Raw genomic sequence first — 18,877 nt, 5'->3', positions numbered from 1 at the left:
CCTGGCTTTCAGATCAAACGCCGAACTGCTCGCGATAGGCCTTGACCGCCGGCAAATGCTGCTTGAGCTGCGGGTCGTCTTCCAGGAACTGCAACACCTGGTTCAGCGATACGATGCTCACCACCGGAATCGCGAAATCGCGCTCCACTTCCTGGATCGCCGACAATTCACCGTTGCCACGCTCCTGGCGGTTCAGCGCGATCAACACGCCGGCGGCCTTGGCACCGTCCTGGGAAGCGATGATCTGCATCACTTCGCGAATCGCGGTGCCGGCAGTGATCACGTCATCGATGATCAGCACGTCGCCCTTGAGCGGTGCGCCCACCAGGCTGCCGCCTTCGCCGTGTGCCTTGGCTTCCTTGCGGTTGAAGCACCATGGCAGATCCTGCCCGTGATGTTCAGCCAACGCCACGGCGGTCGCGGCGGCCAGGGGAATGCCCTTGTAGGCCGGGCCGAACAGCACGTCGAAGGAAATACCGCTTTCAACGATGGCGGCCGCATAGAAACGACCCAGCTGCGCCAGTGCAGAACCCGAGTTGAAAAGGCCGGCATTGAAGAAGTAAGGGCTGGTGCGCCCGGACTTCAGGGTGAACTCACCGAAGCGCAATACGCCGCGATCGATGGCAAAACGAATGAAATCGCGTTGATACGCCTGCATGAAAAAAGCCTCAGATACCACGGATTTAGCTAATTAGGTAGACGGCGTGTATCATACACGCACGCGATTTTTGGGGCCATTTATGCGGATCATCAGTGTGAACGTCAATGGTATTCAGGCTGCAGTCGAGCGTGGTTTGCTCAGTTGGCTGCAAGCCCAGAATGCCGACGTCATCTGCCTGCAGGACACCCGCGCCTCCGCCTTTGAACTGGACGACCCAGCCTTCCAACTGGATGGCTACTTCCTTTATGCCTGTGATGCCGAAGTTCCCACCCAAGGTGGCGTGGCTTTGTATTCGCGGTTGCAACCCAAGGCGGTCATCAGCGGCCTCGGCTTCGAGACAGCCGACCGCTACGGGCGCTACCTGCAAGCCGATTTCGATAAGGTCAGCATTGCGACCTTGCTGCTTCCATCAGGGCAGAATGGCGATGAAGACTTGAACCAGAAGTTCAAGCTAATGGACGACTTCGCCCGTTATCTGGATAAACAGCGGCGCAAACGTCGCGAGTACATTTACTGTGGCTCGCTGTACGTGGCGCAACAGAAGCTGGATATCAAGAACTGGCGCGACAGCCAGCAATCCCCGGGCTTCCTGGCGCCGGAACGGGCCTGGATGGACGAGATTGTCGGCAACATGGGCTATGTCGATGCCCTGCGGGAAGTCAGCCGCGAAGGCGACCAGTACAGCTGGTGGCCGGATAACGAACAGGCCGAGATGCTGAATCTGGGCTGGCGTTTTGACTACCAGTTGCTGACCCCGGGCCTGCGCCGCTTCGTACGCAGCGCACGCCTGCCACGCCAGCCGCGCTTCTCGCAGCACGCGCCGCTGATCGTGGACTACGACTGGACACTGACCATCTAAGGTCTTTTTCCTGGCACAAAAAAACCGACATCGCTGTCGGTTTTTTTGTGGGCGGTGGTTATTTGATCAACCGCAACGTCCACGGATAACGATAAGCCACGCCCTTGTTGGCCTTGATGCCGGCAATGATCGTCATCACCACCGCGCCGATCACCAGCACGGTCATCAACACGAAGCCGATCACGATAAAGCCCAGCAGGAAGCAGACCGCCCAGGCGATGCCCACGGTGATCTGGAAGTTCAGCGCTTCCTTGCCCTGGTCATCAATGAACGGGTCCGTGTCCTTCTTCACCTGCCAGAGAATCAACGGCCCCAGCAGGCTGCCGAACGGGAACATCAACCCGAAGAACGCCGCGAAGTGACAGAGCATCGCCCACTGGCGAACTTCCTTGGACGGTGTCGGCAGTGGAAGTTGACTGTCACTCATGGCGTAGCTCCTTGGGGTTGAATCAGTCCGCCAATGCGGCGTTCTGCAGTTCGAAGATCTCGGTCATGCCTTTCTGGGCCAGGGCCAGCATGGCGTTCAGGTCCGCCGGCTGGAATGGCGCGCCTTCGGCGGTGCCCTGCACTTCGATGAAACCACCGGTGCTGGTCATCACCACGTTCAGGTCGGTCTCGGCAGCCGAATCTTCAAGATAGTCCAGATCCAGCACAGGCTCGCCCTGATACATGCCGACCGACACCGCAGCGATCATCTGCTTGAGCGGATCGCCGCCTTTCAGGCCGCCACGTTTCTTGATGACTTTGAGCGCATCGACCAGGGCAACCATGGCACCGGTGATGGATGCCGTGCGGGTGCCACCGTCGGCCTGGATCACGTCGCAGTCGACGTACAGGGTGACGTCGCCCAGCTTGGACATGTCTAGGGCAGCACGCAGGGAACGACCGATCAGGCGCTGGATTTCCAGGGTGCGGCCGCCTTGCTTGCCACGGCTGGCTTCACGCTGGTTACGCTCGCCGGTGGCGCGCGGCAGCATGCCGTATTCGGCGGTCAACCAACCCTGGCCCTGGCCCTTGAGGAAACGCGGCACGCCATTTTCGACGCTGACGGTGCAGATAACCTTGGTATCGCCAAACTCGACCAGTACAGATCCCTCGGCGTGTTTGGTGTAGTTGCGGGTGATGCGGATCGAGCGGAGCTGATCGGCAGCGCGACCACTTGGACGTTTCATAGGGGATACCTGTACGGAGGACGAAAAACTGCCGAGCATTATAGAGCCGCCAGCCCTGATCGGCACGGCTAAAAAATCCTGTTACAAACCAGGCAGCGAAGCCACTGTTTGGGGCCACCCGTCCCGTTGAGCTACAATCCTGCGCCTTCGCAGCCTGTCGGCTTCAATCTACCCATCAGCCCGCGCGTTTGCGGGACTGCATCGCGAGGTACCTCCATGGTGCACAGCATGACCGCCTTCGCCCGCGTCGAAAAAGCCGGCGTCCAAGGCACCCTGAGCTGGGAATTGCGCTCGGTCAACAGCCGCTACCTGGAGCCGCACCTGCGCCTGCCGGAATCGTTTCGCGACCTCGAAGGCGCGGTCCGTGAGGCACTGCGCCAAGGCATCTCCCGCGGCAAGCTGGAATGCACCCTGCGCTTTACCGAGGAAACCACTGGCAAGCCGTTGCAAGTGGATCGCGAGCGCGCAGCCCAATTGGTCGCCGCCGCCGAAACCATCGCCGGCCTGATCAAACAGCCTGCCGCCATCAATCCACTGGAAGTGCTGGCCTGGCCCGGCGTGCTGGTGGCCGACGCCACCGACCCGCAAGCCCTGAATGCCGAGGCCCTCGCCCTGTTCAACCAAGGCTTGAAGGAACTCAAGGCCGGCCGCGAACGCGAAGGTGCCGAACTGGCCCGCCTGATCAGCGACCGCCTGACCTCCATCGAACAAGACGTGGTGACCCTGCGCGAACTGGTGCCGCAGATGCTTGCCACCCAGCGCCAGAAGGTCCTGGACCGCTTCACCGACATGCAGGCCGAGCTGGATCCGGTACGTCTTGAGCAAGAAATGGTGCTGCTGGCACAGAAGAGCGACGTCGCCGAAGAACTCGACCGCCTGAGCACCCACATCCTGGAAGTGCGCCGCGTGCTCAAGTCGGCCGGTGCCGCCGGTCGGCGCCTTGACTTCCTGATGCAGGAACTCAACCGCGAAGCCAATACACTGGGCTCCAAAGCCTTTGATCCGCGCAGCACACAGGCGGCGGTCAACCTCAAAGTGTTGATCGAGCAAATGCGCGAACAAGTACAGAATATCGAGTAAGGCACCCTGACATGACCCACAGCACCGGCACCCTCTACATCATTTCTGCCCCATCGGGCGCGGGCAAAAGCAGCCTGGTCAAAGCCCTGACCGACGCTGACGAGCAGATCCGCATCTCGGTGTCCCACACCACCCGCGCCATGCGCCCGGGTGAAGTGAACGGCGTGCACTACCACTTCGTCGAGCGCACCGAGTTCGTGAAGATGATCGAGCACGGTGATTTCCTCGAGCGCGCCGAAGTGTTCGGCAACCTCTACGGCACCTCGCAAAGCCACCTGCAGCAGACCCTGGACGAAGGCCACGACCTGATCCTGGAAATCGACTGGCAGGGCGCCGAGCAGGTGCGCCAGCTGATGCCGAAAGCCCGTTCGATCTTCATCCTGCCGCCATCGCTGGAAGCGTTGCACCAGCGCCTGACCAACCGTGGCCAGGACAGCGACGAGATCATCGAAGGCCGCATGCGCGAAGCCGTCAGTGAAATGAGCCACTACGTCGACTACGACTACCTGATCATCAACGACGATTTCGCCCACGCCCTGGACGATTTGAAGGCAATTTTCCGCACCAATCAGCTTCAGCAAAAGCGTCAGCAGCAGCGTTTCGGCAAATTATTGGCTGAACTGCTCGGCTGATTGGCTCTTCCCAAAACCGCTGCAAGGGCTTTACATTGGCACTTGTAGCGCGTTTGCGATGGCCTGCGAAAAATCAGCGCTTCCCTAAACGCTGGTGATTTTTTAAACTGTTCAGTCCGCTCGCCCAACCGGGCAGCGCGCATATTGCATTCGCTCCGAGGAATACCATGGCCCGCGTAACCGTTGAAGACTGCCTAGAACACGTGGATAACCGCTTTGAGCTGGTCATGCTCTCTACCAAGCGTGCCCGTCAACTGGCCACTGGCGGCAAAGAGCCCCTGGTCCAGTGGGAAAACGACAAGCCTACCGTTGTAGCCCTGCGTGAAATCGCTGAAGGCCTGATGAGCTACGAGTTCATCGCCAACGCCGAAATCGTTGAAGACGAACCGCTGTTTGCAGCGTTCGAGGACGAGTCCAACGAGGCCGTCTAAGCCTATGCCTGGTCGACGTAGCACGGCGCGGGGTCACAGCCAACGGCAGGAGTTAATACTTTGCCGAGCATAGACGCCCTCGCCGATCGCTTATCGACCTACCTCGGCCCAGACCAGGTCAACCTGGTCCGCCGAGCGTATTTCTACGCCGAACAAGCCCACGACGGCCAACGCCGCCGCAGTGGTGAGGCGTACGTCACGCATCCTCTTGCCGTGGCAAACATTCTTGCCGACATGCACATGGACCATCAGAGTTTGATGGCTGCGATGCTGCATGACGTGATCGAAGACACCGGCATTGCCAAGGAAGCGCTCAGTGCGCAATTTGGCGAAACCGTGGCCGAACTGGTCGACGGGGTCAGCAAACTGACCCAGATGAACTTCGAGACCAAGGCCGAAGCCCAGGCGGAAAACTTCCAGAAGATGGCCATGGCCATGGCCCGGGACATCCGCGTGATCCTGGTCAAGCTGGCCGACCGGCTGCACAACATGCGCACGCTGGAAGTGCTGTCCGGCGAAAAACGCCGGCGCATCGCCAAGGAAACCCTGGAAATCTACGCGCCCATCGCCAACCGGCTGGGCATGCACGCCATTCGTATCGAGTTCGAAGACCTCGGCTTCAAAGCCATGCACCCGATGCGTTCCGCACGCATCTACCAGGCAGTCAAGCGCGCCCGGGGCAATCGCAAGGAAATCGTCAACAAGATCGAAGAGTCCCTGAGCCACTGCCTGGCGATCGATGAGATCGAGGGCGAGGTCAGCGGCCGGCAGAAACACATCTACGGCATCTACAAGAAGATGCGCGGCAAGCGCCGGGCCTTCAACGAAATCATGGACGTGTACGCGTTCCGGATCATCGTCGACAAGGTCGATACCTGCTACCGCGTGCTGGGCGCTGTACATAATTTGTACAAACCCCTGCCGGGACGCTTCAAGGACTACATCGCGATTCCCAAGGCCAACGGCTATCAGTCGCTGCATACGACGCTGTTCGGTATGCACGGGGTGCCGATCGAGATCCAGATCCGCACCCGCGAAATGGAAGAGATGGCCAACAACGGCATCGCCGCCCACTGGCTGTACAAGTCCACCGGCGACGAGCAGCCAAAAGGCACCCACGCCCGCGCGCGCCAGTGGGTCAAGGGCGTGCTGGAAATGCAGCAACGTGCCGGCAACTCCCTGGAATTTATCGAAAGCGTGAAGATCGACCTGTTCCCGGACGAGGTCTACGTGTTCACGCCCAAAGGCCGGATCATGGAGCTGCCCAAAGGCTCCACGGCGGTCGACTTTGCCTACGCGGTGCACACCGACGTGGGTAACAGCTGCATAGCCTGTCGGATCAATCGTCGACTGGCCCCGCTGTCGGAACCGCTGCAAAGCGGCTCCACGGTGGAGATCGTCAGCGCACCGGGCGCACGCCCGAACCCTGCCTGGCTCAACTTCGTGGTTACCGGCAAGGCCCGTACCCACATCCGTCACGCCCTGAAACTGCAACGCCGCTCCGAGTCCATCAGCCTGGGCGAACGCCTGCTGAACAAGGTGCTCAACGGCTTCGACAGCTCCCTGGACAAGATCCCGGCCGAGCGCGTGCAGGCGATGCTCCACGAGTACCGCCAGGAACTGATCGAAGACTTGCTGGAAGACATTGGCCTGGGCAACCGCATGGCCTATGTGGTTGCCCGCCGCCTGCTGGGCGAAGGCGAACAACTGCCAAGCCCCGAAGGCCCGCTGGCGATTCGCGGCACCGAAGGCCTGGTGCTCAGCTACGCCAAGTGCTGCACGCCGATCCCGGGCGACCCGATTGTCGGCCACCTGTCCGCCGGCAAAGGCATGGTGGTGCACCTGGACAACTGCCGCAACATCAGTGAAATCCGCCACAACCCCGAGAAATGCATCCAGCTTTCGTGGGCCAAGGATGTCACCGGCGAATTCAACGTCGAGCTGCGGGTCGAGCTGGAACACCAGCGCGGCCTGATCGCGTTGCTGGCCAGCAGCGTCAACGCGGCCGACGGCAATATCGAGAAAATCAGCATGGACGAACGCGATGGCCGCATCAGCGTGGTCCAACTGGTGGTCAGCGTGCACGACCGCGTGCACCTGGCCCGCGTAATCAAGAAACTGCGCGCCCTGACCGGGGTCATCCGTATCACCCGGATGCGCGCCTAGCTCTTCATTTAGCCCCGCCCATTACAAGGAGTCCTCATGACCAAGACTGTTATCACCAGCGACAAGGCACCAGCAGCAATCGGTACTTATTCCCAGGCGATCAAGGCGGGCAATACCGTCTACATGTCCGGCCAGATTCCACTGGACCCAAAAACCATGGAGCTGGTTGAAGGCTTTGAAGCACAAACCATCCAGGTCTTCGAAAACCTGAAGTCGGTTGCCGAAGCCGCAGGCGGTTCGTTCAAGGACATCGTCAAACTGAACATCTTCCTCACCGACCTGAGCCACTTCGCCAAGGTCAACGAGATCATGGGCAAGTACTTCGAACAACCCTACCCAGCCCGCGCCGCCATCGGCGTTGCCGCCCTGCCAAAGGGCGCGCAGGTTGAGATGGACGCCATTCTGGTCATCGAGTAAAACATCCGGCGCAGCGCTTCCACGGGAAGGCTGCGCCGAATTGGTTCTTGGAAGGATTTCGTAATGCGCAAAGCGCTCGTTGCCTCTTCGTTGCTCGCCCTGCTGCTCGGCGGCTGCGCCAGCAATCCCGCCGACCTGGATGTGAGCGGCACCTGGATCAACCAGGCCGCCATCGATGCGGCAGCCAAGGGCGGCCCTTTGCGTGAAGCCCTGCAGAGCTATGGTCCGAACCTCGAATGGGAGGTGAACACCAAAGCATCCCAGGCCCGCTACTACAACGGTTTTGAAGTAGCTGAAGGCAAGTTGCTGGGTGAAAAATCCGGCGCCTGGAGTGTCGATTTCTACGGTGGCTCCGCCACCGAACTCAAGCGTAAAGGCAAACAACTGCTGCAAGGGGCCAATGATAACGAGCCCGAGCAACTGTTCGCCCGTGCCAAAGATCCTGCCCCCGAAGGCGCGCCGCTGGGCGCCAACTTCGAGCGCACGCTGTACGCCGCTTATATGGGCGGCACCTGGAAGATCAGCAGCGGCAATGGCGAAGGCGCGACCGTGCAGTTCCAGGCCAATGGCCAGGTGACCGGCCTGCCGGGTGCCGATCAGTACTCGCTGTGCCTGGCAGGCGATTGCGCCTCCATGAGCGGCGGCTACGACAGCATCTGGCTGCAACTGAACGGCCAGGGCAACCCGTGGATCTTTGCGCGCAAAGGCAAACAACTGGAAATCTTCCAGGCGATCAATACCGCCCAGGCCGACGAGGTGCCCTCGTTTACCCCGGGACCGCGGCAGTGGTTGCTGGAAAAACAGTGATACAGAACAAAGGAGCCCACGGGCTCCTTTTTTCTGCAGGAGCAAGCTTGCTCGCGAAGGGCGTCAACGATAACGCCAGCATCCTGAATTAACGCGGTGTCTTTGCGTTTTTCGCGAGCAAGCTCGCTCCTACATTGGGCCCCATGGTTTTTACCGTCCAGGGATTGCCGCCATGCGTACATTACTTGTCCTTAGCCTGATCCTGCTGGGCGGCTGCACCCATACGCCACCAACAACCGACATCAGCGGGCTGTGGATCAATCAGGCCGCCATCGATTCAGCCGCCCAAGGCCGGCCTTTGTTGCGAGCCATCGATGCCCACGGTTTGAACCTGGAATGGAACATCGACACCCGAAGCGGCAAGGCGCAAGTCAGCAATGCGTTCGAGCTCGGCGAGGGCCAATTGTTGCCGAAGGCGCCGGACCTATGGACCGTCGACTACAACGGCCATGGCACCGACGAGCTTCAATCGGATGGCAAACAGTTGATCCAACTCGCCACAGAGCGTTATGCCGGGCAAGTGTTTAGACGCCCTGAACCGCCAGCTTCGGCGGGAGCGAAGTGGGGCACAACCTTCAGGCAGGCGCTGAACTCAGCCTATATGGGCGGCCAGTGGAAAATCATTGAAGGCCAAGGCACCGGCAACATCGTAGTGTTCAAGGCGGATGGCAGCGTGTCGGGCCTGGCGCAAAACGACCGGTACGAGCTGTGTCTGGGCGGCGATTGCGCCACCCAGGGCGCAGGCAATGACACGCTCTACCTGGGCAAGGGCGATGTCGGAGACGGGTGGATTTTCGTCCGCTACGGCAAACGGCTGGAAATTCTCCAGGCGATCAACCTGTCCCGGCCCGACGAAATCCCCCAGCTCACTCCAGGGCCACGCCAGTGGCTGCTGGAAAAACAGTGACGCCATCAACCCTCGAGAATGGCCGCATACCCTTCGCGATAACTGGGATAACGTGGCACCCAGCCCAGCGCCTTGGCCCGGGCGTTGCTGCATTGCTTGCTGCCGGCCCGACGCACGCTGGCGTTCTCGGCCCATTCGGTCACGCCGAGGTATTCGCGTAACCAGCCCACCACCTCGGCCAACGGTGCCGGCGCGTCGTCGACGCCGATGTAGCATTTATCCAGCACACCGCCCTGCTCCACGTGTTGCAGCAAAAACGCCAGCAAACCCGCAGCGTCATCCGCGTGGATGCGGTTGCCATATAAAGGTGGGTCAATCGCCACACGATAACCCTGGCGCACCTGGCTCAATAGCCATTCCCGGCCGGGGCCATAGATACCGGTCAGGCGCACGACGCTGGCGGGAATGCCGCTATTCAATGCCACTTGCTCGGCTTCCAGCATCACTTGCCCGGAATAACCGCCCGCCTGGGTCTCGGAGTTTTCGTCGACCCACTCACCATTCTGCTGCCCGTACACACTGCTGCTGGATACAAACAGCAGATGTTTAGGCTCCTGGCCGTAGTCGTTCAACCACTCCAGCACATGCTGCAACCCTTGCACGTAAGCGGCGCGATAGCCGGCCTCGTCGTGATCGGTGGCCGCCGCGCAGTACACCAGGTAATCCACACCGCCCACCGGCCAGGTGTCGGGGCAGTCTTCATTGAACAGGTCGCCAGCAATCCCGATAACCCCCTTGGGAAGGCGCGAGATATCCCGGCGCAGGCCATGAACCTCCCAGCCCTGGGCCAGCAATTGGGTGGCCAGACGGCTACCGACATCGCCGCAACCGGCAATCACCACAGAAGGCGCAGACATCACAAAACTCCGTTCTCAAAGGTCAAGATTAGCCCCCGCAGATGACCAGCGGCCAGCAAAACGACAAATAAAGTATCCGTATTGCTTCTGTTAACAAGAATTACTTGCAATAATAACCGCCCTTTTGTCCTCGACCCGTTACAGGTCTGGAAGGACAACCACTCATTTTTTCTCTCAGGTCCGGCCAGCATGACACGCAATACATCCCCCGCTTCGCCAACCAAGCCTCACAGCCCGTCCCGCGCCTGGCGTGCGATTGCTGCAGTGCTGTTCAGCGTTCTGCTGGCACCGACCGCCGCATTCGCCGACAACACTGCGCCTGCTGCCACCGCGCCAGCCCACGAGCAAAATGCTCCTGCTCCGGCTGCCGCACCGGCTGCCACCGACCCTGCCCTCGCCGCCGAAGGCGCACCGGCTGACGAGACCGGCGTCGTGCTGGAAGAAGACAACAGCCTGGGCATGGCCCACGACCTGTCGCCCTGGGGCATGTACCAGAACGCTGACATCATCGTGAAGATCGTGATGATCGGCCTGGCCATCGCCTCGATCATCACCTGGACCATCTGGATCGCCAAGGGCTTCGAGCTGCTGGGCGCCAAGCGTCGCCTGCGCACTGAAATCGTCCACCTGAAAAAAGCCACCACCCTCAAAGAAGCCAGCGAAAGCGCGGCGAAGAAGGGAACCCTGGCGCACCTGCTGGTTCACGACGCACTCGAAGAGATGCGCCTGTCGGCCAACAGCCGTGAAAAAGAAGGCATCAAGGAACGCGTCAGCTTCCGCCTGGAGCGCCTGGTTGCCGCCTGCGGTCGCAACATGAGCAACGGCACCGGCGTGCTGGCAACCATCGGTTCCACCGCGCCCTTCGTCGGTCTGTTCGGTACCGTGTGGGGCATCATGAACAGCTTCATCGGCATCGCCAAAACCCAGACCACCAACCTCGCCGTCGTGGCGCCCGGCATTGCCGAAGCCCTGCTGGCAACCGCACTGGGCCTGGTTGCCGCGATTCCTGCGGTGGTCATCTACAACGTCTTCGCCCGTTCGATCGCCGGCTACAAGGCCCAGGTGTCCGACGCTTCGGCAGAAGTCCTGTTGCTGGTCAGCCGTGACCTCGATCACCTGCCTACCGAGCGCAGCTCGCAACCGCACATGGTGAAAGTGGGGTAATCGGCCATGGGCCTGCATTTGAATCAAGGCGACGACGAGCTCGTCGAGAACCACGAAATCAACGTCACGCCGTTTATCGACGTGATGCTGGTGCTGCTGATCATCTTCATGGTGGCCGCACCATTGGCTACCGTGGACATCAAGGTCGACCTGCCTGCCTCCAGCGCGAAACCTGCGCCGCGGCCAGAGAAGCCGATATTCCTCAGCGTCAAGGCGGACCAGCGTCTGTTCCTGGGCGAAGAAGAAGTGAAATCCGAAACCCTGGGCGCGGTGCTCGACGCCAAGACCCAGGGCAAGAAAGACACGACCATCTTCTTCCAGGCCGACAAGGGCGTGGACTACGGCGACCTGATGAGCGTGATGGATGCCCTGCGGGCAGCCGGTTACCTCAAGGTAGGCCTGGTCGGACTTGAGACGGCAGCCAAGAAATGATCACGACGCGCCACAAACTGACGCGTTATGGCACCAGCCTCGCCGTCGTGCTGGGCGTCCACGCCGTCGCGATCATCATCGCGCTCCAGTGGTCGGCGCCACATATGGTCCAACTGCCACCGGCGGCCATGGTCATCGACCTGGCACCGATGCCGGCGCCACCACCTCCGGCCCCGCCGAAGGTGATCACGCCGCCGCAACCGCCCGCGCCGGTGGAAGAGCTGCCATTGCCGAAACTGGCGGAAGCACCCAAGCCGACGATCCAGGTGCCAAAGCCGGTCAAGCCCAAGCCAAAACCGCAGCCGCCCAAGCCTGTAGAGAAGAAGCCCGATCCGCCCAAGGAAAAACCTTCCGAAGAGCCGCCGAGCGAAACTCCGCAGAACAACGCGCCTACGGAGAAATCCGCCCAGCCTCAACCGGGCCCTTCGCCGCAGCAGATCGCGGCCAAGGCCACCTGGGAAAGCACGCTGCTCGGCCACTTGGCCAAGTATAAAAAGTACCCGGCAAGTGCCCAGGCACGCGGCAAGGAAGGCCTGAACCGCCTGCGTTTCGTGGTGGATGCCGATGGCAACGTGCTGTCCTACGAACTGGTGGGCCGCTCCGGCAACGCCGACCTCGACCGCGCGACTCTCGACATGATCCGTCGTGCCCAGCCGCTGCCCAAGCCGCCGGCCGACATGTTGAAAGGCGGCAGCATCGAGATCGTTGCACCGTTCGTTTACAACATCGAAAAACGTCGCCGGTAATCCTCACCGTGGGCACTCTCGGGTGCCCACGGCTGCTGTTCCTTCCCCCCTGCGCCACCGCAACCTGAACCACGGTTGAACAGGCCGCCACCTAACTCCATCTTCACTTGTAACATTTAAAGACAAAGCCAATCATCCGCGAATAGTTCTCATTAGCGGACATTCGGCATGCCCAACCTTGCCCGGCTGGCTCTCCTCCTACTGGCTTTTCCCGTCGCAGCCCATGCGGATCAGCTGGTCACCCTGGTCATTCAAAACCACACCTTCAGCCCCTCAAGTTTCGAGGTACCGGCCGGCGAGCGCTTTCGTATTCAACTCACCAGCCATGACGAAAGCGTCGATGAGTTCGAAAGCTACGACATGAAATTCGAAAAAATCATCGTCCCCGGTAACACCGTGACGGTGTTTGCAGGCCCGCTGCATCCCGGCACCTACACCTTCTTCGATGACTACCACCCGGACCAGGCCAAAGGCACGGTCACTGCCGTCGCGGCCAAGGAGTAAGCCATGCTGGCCTGTCTGTTGATCGTGTTTCGTGAAGTACTGGAAGCCGGGATTGTGGTGGGCATCGTGATGGCCGCCACCCAAGGCCTGGCAAGGCGCGGACTGTTTATCGGCGGCGGGATCGCGGCCGGCGTATTGGGCGCCGGCATCCTCGCGCTCTTTACCGGCGCAATCACCCAGGCGCTGCAAGGCTTCGGCCAGGAAATTTTCAACGCGGCCATTCTGGTGGTCGCCGTCGTGATGCTGGGCTGGCACAACCTGTGGATGGCCAGCCACGGTCGCGAGTTGGCAACCCAACTGCGCAGCGCGGGCAATGCGGTACTCACTGGCGAAAAATCGCTCTGGGCCCTGGCCGTGGTGATCACCGTGGCCGTGCTGCGCGAAGGCTCGGAAATCGTGCTGTTCCTCTATGGCATCGCTGCATCAAGCCAGGCGGACCCACTGTCGATGCTGACCGGCGGCGTGCTCGGCATCGCCGCCGGCGCCGCGCTGTCCTGGCTGATGTACCGCGGGCTGGTCGCCATCAGCCTCAAGCGCCTGTTCTCGATTACCGGCTGGATGATTGCCTTGCTCGCCGCCGGCATGGCCGGTCGGGCCGCTGCGATCCTCGCCGGTATCGACCTGATTCCCGCCTGGGGCTACCAACTCTGGGACACCTCCTGGCTGGTGTCCGATGGCAGCCTCACCGGCCGCGCATTGACTGCGCTGGTGGGCTACACCGACCGGCCGCTGGGGGTCCAGTTGGTCGCCTGGCTCGTCACCCTCGCGCTCCTGGTGCTGGGTAACCGCTTGCTGCATTCACGTCCGACGCAATCACGCTAACTGCCCTAGGAGCCCCACCATGAAACACCTGCGCAACCCCTTGGCCGCCGCACTGGTACTTGTCAGTGCCGTGGCCGCATCCTCCCTGGCCCAAGCCCGCGAGTACCCGATTGGCGGACCGGTCCAGGTCAACGACATGGAAATCGCCTCCTCCTATCTGGTCGGCATCGAAATGGCCCCCATGCCACCGGGCATGGTAATGAGCAAGGACTCGGTGCACCTTGAGACGGACGTGCACGCCACCGCCGACAACAAGTACGGCCTGTCCAACGGCGAGTGGGTGCCCTACCTGACCATCACTTACTCGCTGGTCAAGCAGGGCTCGCCCGACTACAAGGAAATCGGCACCTTGCTGCCGATGGTGGCCAAAGACGGCGCCCACTATGCCAACAACGTGAAAATGGACGGCCCCGGCACCTACACCGTGGTATTGCGCTATGAAAGCCCGCAGATCAAAGGCTTCTTCCACCATGTGGACAAGGAAACCGGCGTACCGGAATGGTGGGGCCCGTTCACCAAAACCTTCACCTTCAAATACCCGCAAACCTGAAAGCATGAGCGCGACACCTGATTACCAGGTGTCGTAAACCCCATGCTGTCTGATAACGTGCGTCTATCGATTGCAGCCGGTATGCTTGGCCCGCAACCTCATGGACGCCCGCTATGACTCTTACAGAATTACGCTACATCGTTACCCTCGCCCAAGAGCAGCACTTCGGCCACGCGGCCGAGCGTTGCCACGTCAGCCAGCCGACGCTGTCGGTGGGTGTGAAGAAGCTTGAAGACGAACTCGGTGTGCTGATTTTCGAGCGCAGCAAGAGCGCCGTGCGCCTCACGCCCGTGGGCGAAGGCATCGTCGCCCAGGCCCAGAAGGTCCTGGAACAGGCCCAAAGCATTCGCGAACTGGCCCAGGCCGGCAAGAACCAGCTGACCGCACCGCTGAAAGTCGGCGCCATCTACACCGTCGGCCCGTACCTGTTCCCGCACCTGATTCCGCAACTGCACCGCGTCGCGCCGCAGATGCCCCTGTATATCGAAGAAAACTTCACCCACGTGCTGCGCGACAAACTGCGCAACGGCGAGCTCGACGCGATCATCATCGCCCTGCCGTTCAACGAGGCAGACGTGCTGACCCTGCCACTCTACGATGAGCCGTTCTACGTGCTGATGCCGGCGTCCCACCCCTGGACGCAGAAAGACACCATCGACGCGGGCCTGCTCAACGACAAGAGCCTGCTGTTGCTGGGCGAAGGCCACTGCTTCCGCGACCAGGTACTGGAAGCCTGCCCGACCCTGACCAAGGGCAACGACGGCGCCAAGCACACCACCGTGGAATCCAGCTCCCTGGAAACCATTCGGCATATGGTCGCCTCCGGCCTGGGCATTTCGATCCTGCCGCTGTCGGCGGTCGATAGCCATCACTACGCCCCAGGCGTGATCGCCGTGCGCCCACTCACGCCGCCGGTGCCGTTCCGCACCGTGGCGATTGCCTGGCGCGCGAGCTTCCCACGCCCGAAAGCGATTGAAATCCTCGCCGACTCGATCCGCCTGTGTTCGGTGGCCAAGCCGCCTGCTGCGAGCTAAGTAACGGTATGACTGAGCTGTCGCAGGTGTCGGTGACGGCACTCAAGGGTGTCGGGGAGGCCATGGCCGAGAAATTGGCCAAGGTCGGCCTGGAAAATCTCCAGGACGTATTGTTCCACCTGCCCCTGCGTTACCAGGACCGCACCCGCGTGGTGCCCATCGGCCAATTGCGTCCCGGGCAGGACGCGGTGGTCGAAGGCACCGTCAGCGGCGCCGACGTGGTGATGGGCAAACGCCGCAGTTTAGTCGTGCGCCTGCAAGACGGCACCGGCGGCCTGAGCCTGCGCTTCTACCATTTCAGCAACGCCCAGAAGGAAGGCCTCAAGCGGGGCACCCGCGTGCGTTGCTACGGCGAAGCCCGGCCCGGCGCTTCGGGGCTGGAAATCTACCACCCGGAATACCGCGCCATTACCGGCGACGAGCCGCCGCCGGTGGACACCACCCTCACGCCGATCTACCCGCTCACCGAAGGCCTGACCCAACAGCGCCTGCGCCAGCTGTGCATGCAAACCCTGACGATGCTCGGACCCAAAAGCCTGCCCGACTGGCTGCCTCAGGAACTGGCGCGCGACTACCAACTGGCACCGCTGGATGATGCGATTCGTTACCTGCATCACCCACCCGCCGACGCCGACGTCGACGAGTTGGCCCTCGGTCATCACTGGGCCCAACATCGCCTGGCGTTCGAAGAACTGCTGACCCACCAACTGTCGCAGCAACGCTTGCGCGAGAGCATGCGTTCGCTGCGCGCGCCGGCCATGCCCAAGGCCAAGCGCCTGCCTGCGCAATACCTGGCCAACCTGGGGTTTGCACCGACGGGCGCCCAGCAGCGGGTCGGCAATGAAATCGCCTACGACCTGAGCCAGAAAGAGCCGATGCTGCGGCTGATCCAGGGTGACGTGGGCGCGGGTAAAACCGTGGTCGCCGCCCTCGCCGCGCTGCAAGCTCTCGAAGCCGGCTATCAGGTGGCGCTGATGGCGCCCACCGAGATTCTCGCCGAACAGCACTTCATCACCTTCAAGCGCTGGCTCGAACCCCTGGGCCTGGAAGTCGCCTGGCTGGCCGGCAAGCTCAAGGGCAAGAACCGCGTAGCCGCCCTGGAACAAATCGCCGCCGGCGCCCCGATGGTGGTGGGCACTCACGCACTGTTCCAGGACGAAGTGAAATTCAAGAACCTGGCGCTGGTGATCATCGACGAACAGCACCGCTTCGGCGTGCAGCAGCGCCTGGCCCTGCGCCAGAAAGGCGTGGGCGGCCGCATGAGCCCGCACCAGCTGATCATGACCGCCACGCCGATCCCGCGCACCCTGGCCATGAGTGCCTACGCCGACCTCGACACCTCGATCCTCGACGAACTGCCGCCGGGCCGAACGCCGGTCAACACCGTGCTGGTCACCGACACCCGCCGGGTCGAGGTGATCGAACGGGTACGCGGCGCCTGTGCCGAAGGCCGCCAGGCGTATTGGGTGTGCACGCTGATCGAAGAATCCGAAGAGCTGACCTGCCAGGCCGCCGAAACCACCTACGAAGACCTCACCAGTGCGTTGGGCGAACTCAAGGTCGGGCTGATTCACGGCCGCATGAAGCCCGTGGAAAAAGCCGCGGTGATGGCCGAGTTCAAGGCCGGCAACCTGCAATTGCTGGTGGCTACCACGGTGATCGAAGTCGGCGTCGACGTGCCCAACGCCAGCCTGATGATCATCGAAAACCCCGAGCGCCTGGGCCTGGCGCAACTGCACCAATTGCGTGGTCGCGTGGGCCGGGGCAGCGCCGCCAGTCATTGCGTGCTGCTGTACCACCCGCCGCTGTCACAGATCGGCCGCCAGCGCCTGGGGATCATGCGTGAAACCAACGACGGTTTCGTGATCGCTGAAAAAGACCTCGAACTGCGCGGCCCCGGCGAAATGCTCGGCACCCGCCAGACCGGCCTGCTGCAATTCAAGGTGGCTGACCTGATGCGCGACGCCGACCTGCTGCCCGCCGTACGCGACGCCGCCCAGGCGTTGATCGAGCGCTGGCCGGAACATGTCAGCCCATTGCTGGACCGCTGGCTTCGACATGGGCAGCAATACGGCCAAGTGTGACGGCTGACTCACTTAGACAACCCTCACTTGTATCAAGCTGGTTATACTCCAATGACTGTAGGAAATTGGATTCAGGCCATGTCAGAAGTTGCCCTCGCCACAGCCCCACCGACCGCCCCCTCGGTGATTCGGACGCTGCTTGCAAAGCTCGCCATCAGCTACACGGAAGTTGCCGAACGGCCTGGCCTGAACCCGGCGCAAAAGGTTCAGGCAGTGCTGCTCGATGATGCCGTGGGTGCACTCATGGTGATGTTTCCGCAGAACCAATTGCTGGACCTCAATCGTCTGGCCGAACTGACCGGCCGGCGCCTCACGGCCGTGTCCCCCGAGCGCCTCGAACGCATGCTTGGCAAACACAGCCTGAGCCTGCTGCCCGGCCTGCCGCCGCTGACCAGCTCCCCGTGCCTGTACGAAGAAAGCCTGCTGCGTGAACCCACCGTGCTGGTGCACTCGGGTGAGGCGGGGCTGCTGCTGGAGATTTCCAGCGACGCCTTCAAGAGCATGCTGACCAAGGCCAGCGCCGCCAGCTTCGGCGAGCCGCTGAGCAGCATCCGGCCAAACCTTGATCGCCCCAACGACGACCGCGAGGAAATCACCCAGGCGATGCAGGCGTTCACCGCCCGCCGTATCCAGCAGCGCCTGGAAGCGACCATCGAGATTCCACCGCTGGCCGACACGGCGCAAAAGATCATCAAGCTGCGGGTCGACCCCAATGCCACCATCGACGACATCACCGGTGTGGTGGAAACCGACCCGGCCCTGGCCGCCCAAGTGGTGAGCTGGGCGGCATCGCCCTACTACGCTTCGCCGGGCAAGATCCGTTCGGTGGAAGACGCCATCGTCCGCGTGCTGGGCTTTGATCTGGTGATCAACCTTGCGCTGGGCCTGGCCCTGGGCAAGACCTTGAGCCTGCCCAAGGACCAGCCGCAACAGGCCACTCCGTACTGGCACCAGTCGATCTACACCGCCGCCGTGATCGAAGGCCTGACCCGTGCCATGCCCCGCGCCCAGCGCCCGGAAGCCGGCCTGACGTACCTCGCCGGCCTGCTGCACAACTTTGGCTACTTGTTGCTGGCCCACGTGTTCCCGCCGCACTTTTCGCTGATCTGCCGGCACCTGGAGGTCAACCCGCACCTGTGCCACAGCTACATCGAGCAGCATCTGCTGGGTATCAGCCGCGAGCAGATTGGTGCGTGGCTGATGCGTTATTGGGACATGCCGGACGAACTGTCCACCGCCCTGCGCTTCCAGCACGACCCGACCTACGACGGGCAATATGCTGAGTACCCGAACCTGGTGTGCCTGGCCGTGCGCCTGTTGCGCAGTCGTGGTATCGGTTCCGGGCCGGATGAAGAGATCCCGGACGAACTGCTTGAGCGCCTGGGGCTAACGCGGGACAAGGCGGAGGATGTGGTGGCCAAAGTGCTGGATGCGGAAACGTTGCTGCGGGAGTTGGCATCCCAGTTCAGCCAGGGATAATTCTGGCGCTTGTGATACCTCTATCGCAGGCAAGCCAGCTCCCACATTTGACCGAGTTCTACCTGTAGAAACG

The 18,877-nt window shown here is 61.7% G+C and carries 21 protein-coding genes; 17 read left to right on the top strand and 4 right to left on the bottom strand.

All coding sequences use genetic code 11. The annotated features are described in order from the left end of the window. Positions 1–13: 13 nt before the first annotated feature. Positions 14–658: an orotate phosphoribosyltransferase gene (pyrE, locus tag HX875_RS14700; RefSeq protein ID WP_177043716.1), complete on the bottom strand. Its 645-nt coding sequence runs from the start codon at positions 656–658 to the stop codon at positions 14–16. An 82-nt stretch (positions 659–740) separates the two neighbouring features. Between pyrE and HX875_RS14695 the strand changes: the two genes are divergently transcribed. Then, the gene (locus HX875_RS14695) at positions 741–1,520 is read left to right on the top strand and encodes an exodeoxyribonuclease III (RefSeq protein WP_003195493.1); all 780 of its coding nucleotides are present in this window, start codon (positions 741–743) and stop codon (positions 1,518–1,520) included. A gap of 58 nt (positions 1,521–1,578) precedes the next feature. Here the strand turns inward: HX875_RS14695 and HX875_RS14690 are convergent, their stop codons facing one another. Continuing rightward, positions 1,579–1,947 (bottom strand): DUF4870 domain-containing protein, encoded by a 369-nt coding sequence (locus HX875_RS14690; RefSeq protein WP_088422066.1) that lies wholly within the window; start codon positions 1,945–1,947, stop codon positions 1,579–1,581. A 22-nt stretch (positions 1,948–1,969) separates the two neighbouring features. Beyond that, complete coding sequence (gene rph, locus HX875_RS14685) at positions 1,970–2,692, bottom strand: ribonuclease PH (protein WP_003213280.1); 723 nt, start codon at positions 2,690–2,692, stop codon at positions 1,970–1,972. Positions 2,693–2,908: 216 nt separating this feature from the next. On the opposite strand from rph, the gene HX875_RS14680 reads away from it, so the two are divergent. From HX875_RS14680 to HX875_RS14650, 7 genes are all read left to right on the top strand, one after another. Continuing rightward, positions 2,909–3,772 (top strand): YicC/YloC family endoribonuclease, encoded by an 864-nt coding sequence (locus HX875_RS14680; RefSeq protein WP_177043715.1) that lies wholly within the window; start codon positions 2,909–2,911, stop codon positions 3,770–3,772. 11 nt (positions 3,773–3,783) lie between these two features. Further along, positions 3,784–4,404, top strand: coding sequence for a guanylate kinase (gmk, locus tag HX875_RS14675; protein WP_010168203.1), 621 nt, complete (start codon positions 3,784–3,786; stop codon positions 4,402–4,404). A gap of 167 nt (positions 4,405–4,571) precedes the next feature. After that, complete coding sequence (gene rpoZ / locus HX875_RS14670; protein WP_003176920.1) at positions 4,572–4,835, top strand: DNA-directed RNA polymerase subunit omega; 264 nt, start codon at positions 4,572–4,574, stop codon at positions 4,833–4,835. 60 nt (positions 4,836–4,895) lie between these two features. Further along, on the top strand, positions 4,896–7,001 hold the full coding sequence (spoT, locus tag HX875_RS14665; protein ID WP_008439435.1) for a bifunctional GTP diphosphokinase/guanosine-3',5'-bis pyrophosphate 3'-pyrophosphohydrolase: 2,106 nt from the start codon (positions 4,896–4,898) through the stop codon (positions 6,999–7,001). A gap of 36 nt (positions 7,002–7,037) precedes the next feature. Beyond that, positions 7,038–7,418 carry a RidA family protein gene (locus HX875_RS14660; RefSeq protein ID WP_003213288.1) on the top strand — a complete coding sequence of 127 codons (381 nt, stop codon included), beginning with the start codon at positions 7,038–7,040 and terminating at the stop codon, positions 7,416–7,418. 63 nt (positions 7,419–7,481) lie between these two features. After that, positions 7,482–8,225 carry a hypothetical protein gene (locus HX875_RS14655; protein WP_177043714.1) on the top strand — a complete coding sequence of 248 codons (744 nt, stop codon included), beginning with the start codon at positions 7,482–7,484 and terminating at the stop codon, positions 8,223–8,225. Positions 8,226–8,397: 172 nt separating this feature from the next. Further along, positions 8,398–9,132, top strand: coding sequence for a hypothetical protein (locus tag HX875_RS14650; protein WP_177043713.1), 735 nt, complete (start codon positions 8,398–8,400; stop codon positions 9,130–9,132). 5 nt (positions 9,133–9,137) lie between these two features. Here HX875_RS14650 and HX875_RS14645 read toward each other — a convergent pair whose 3' ends face one another. Then, on the bottom strand, positions 9,138–9,989 hold the full coding sequence (locus HX875_RS14645; protein ID WP_177043712.1) for an SDR family oxidoreductase: 852 nt from the start codon (positions 9,987–9,989) through the stop codon (positions 9,138–9,140). Between the two features lie 189 nt (positions 9,990–10,178). Here HX875_RS14645 and exbB point away from each other — a divergent pair, with 189 nt between their 5' ends. The 9 genes from exbB (at position 10,179) to HX875_RS14600 (ending at position 18,804) form a co-directional block, all read left to right on the top strand. Continuing rightward, positions 10,179–11,153, top strand: a complete 975-nt coding sequence (gene exbB, locus HX875_RS14640) for a tonB-system energizer ExbB (protein ID WP_177043711.1) — start codon at positions 10,179–10,181, stop codon at positions 11,151–11,153. A gap of 6 nt (positions 11,154–11,159) precedes the next feature. Beyond that, the gene (gene exbD, locus HX875_RS14635; protein WP_017476711.1) at positions 11,160–11,585 is read left to right on the top strand and encodes a TonB system transport protein ExbD; all 426 of its coding nucleotides are present in this window, start codon (positions 11,160–11,162) and stop codon (positions 11,583–11,585) included. Beyond that, entirely contained in the window at positions 11,582–12,331 is a 750-nt protein-coding gene (locus HX875_RS14630) for a TonB family protein (RefSeq protein WP_177043710.1), read from the top strand. The genes exbD and HX875_RS14630 overlap by 4 nt, the downstream gene beginning before the upstream one ends. Before the next feature lie 168 nt (positions 12,332–12,499). Then, positions 12,500–12,835 (top strand): cupredoxin domain-containing protein, encoded by a 336-nt coding sequence (locus HX875_RS14625; protein ID WP_177043709.1) that lies wholly within the window; start codon positions 12,500–12,502, stop codon positions 12,833–12,835. A 3-nt stretch (positions 12,836–12,838) separates the two neighbouring features. Further along, the gene (locus HX875_RS14620; protein WP_177043708.1) at positions 12,839–13,657 is read left to right on the top strand and encodes an FTR1 family iron permease; all 819 of its coding nucleotides are present in this window, start codon (positions 12,839–12,841) and stop codon (positions 13,655–13,657) included. A gap of 19 nt (positions 13,658–13,676) precedes the next feature. Then, positions 13,677–14,207: an iron transporter gene (locus HX875_RS14615; RefSeq protein ID WP_177043707.1), complete on the top strand. Its 531-nt coding sequence runs from the start codon at positions 13,677–13,679 to the stop codon at positions 14,205–14,207. A 113-nt stretch (positions 14,208–14,320) separates the two neighbouring features. Next, positions 14,321–15,241 (top strand): hydrogen peroxide-inducible genes activator, encoded by a 921-nt coding sequence (locus tag HX875_RS14610; protein WP_003213305.1) that lies wholly within the window; start codon positions 14,321–14,323, stop codon positions 15,239–15,241. Between the two features lie 8 nt (positions 15,242–15,249). Further along, positions 15,250–17,325, top strand: a complete 2,076-nt coding sequence (gene recG, locus HX875_RS14605) for an ATP-dependent DNA helicase RecG (RefSeq protein WP_177043706.1) — start codon at positions 15,250–15,252, stop codon at positions 17,323–17,325. Between the two features lie 78 nt (positions 17,326–17,403). Then, a complete protein-coding gene (locus HX875_RS14600) occupies positions 17,404–18,804 on the top strand; it encodes an aminoacyl-tRNA deacylase and HDOD domain-containing protein (protein ID WP_177043705.1) in 1,401 nt (466 codons plus the stop codon). The last annotated feature ends 73 nt before the right edge of the window (positions 18,805–18,877 follow it).

This window comes from Pseudomonas yamanorum, from assembly GCF_013386765.1.
Lineage (GTDB): Bacteria > Pseudomonadota > Gammaproteobacteria > Pseudomonadales > Pseudomonadaceae > Aquipseudomonas > Aquipseudomonas yamanorum_A.
Note: the sequence above shows the minus strand (reverse complement) of the source record. Positions and strands in the feature narration are given on the sequence as shown.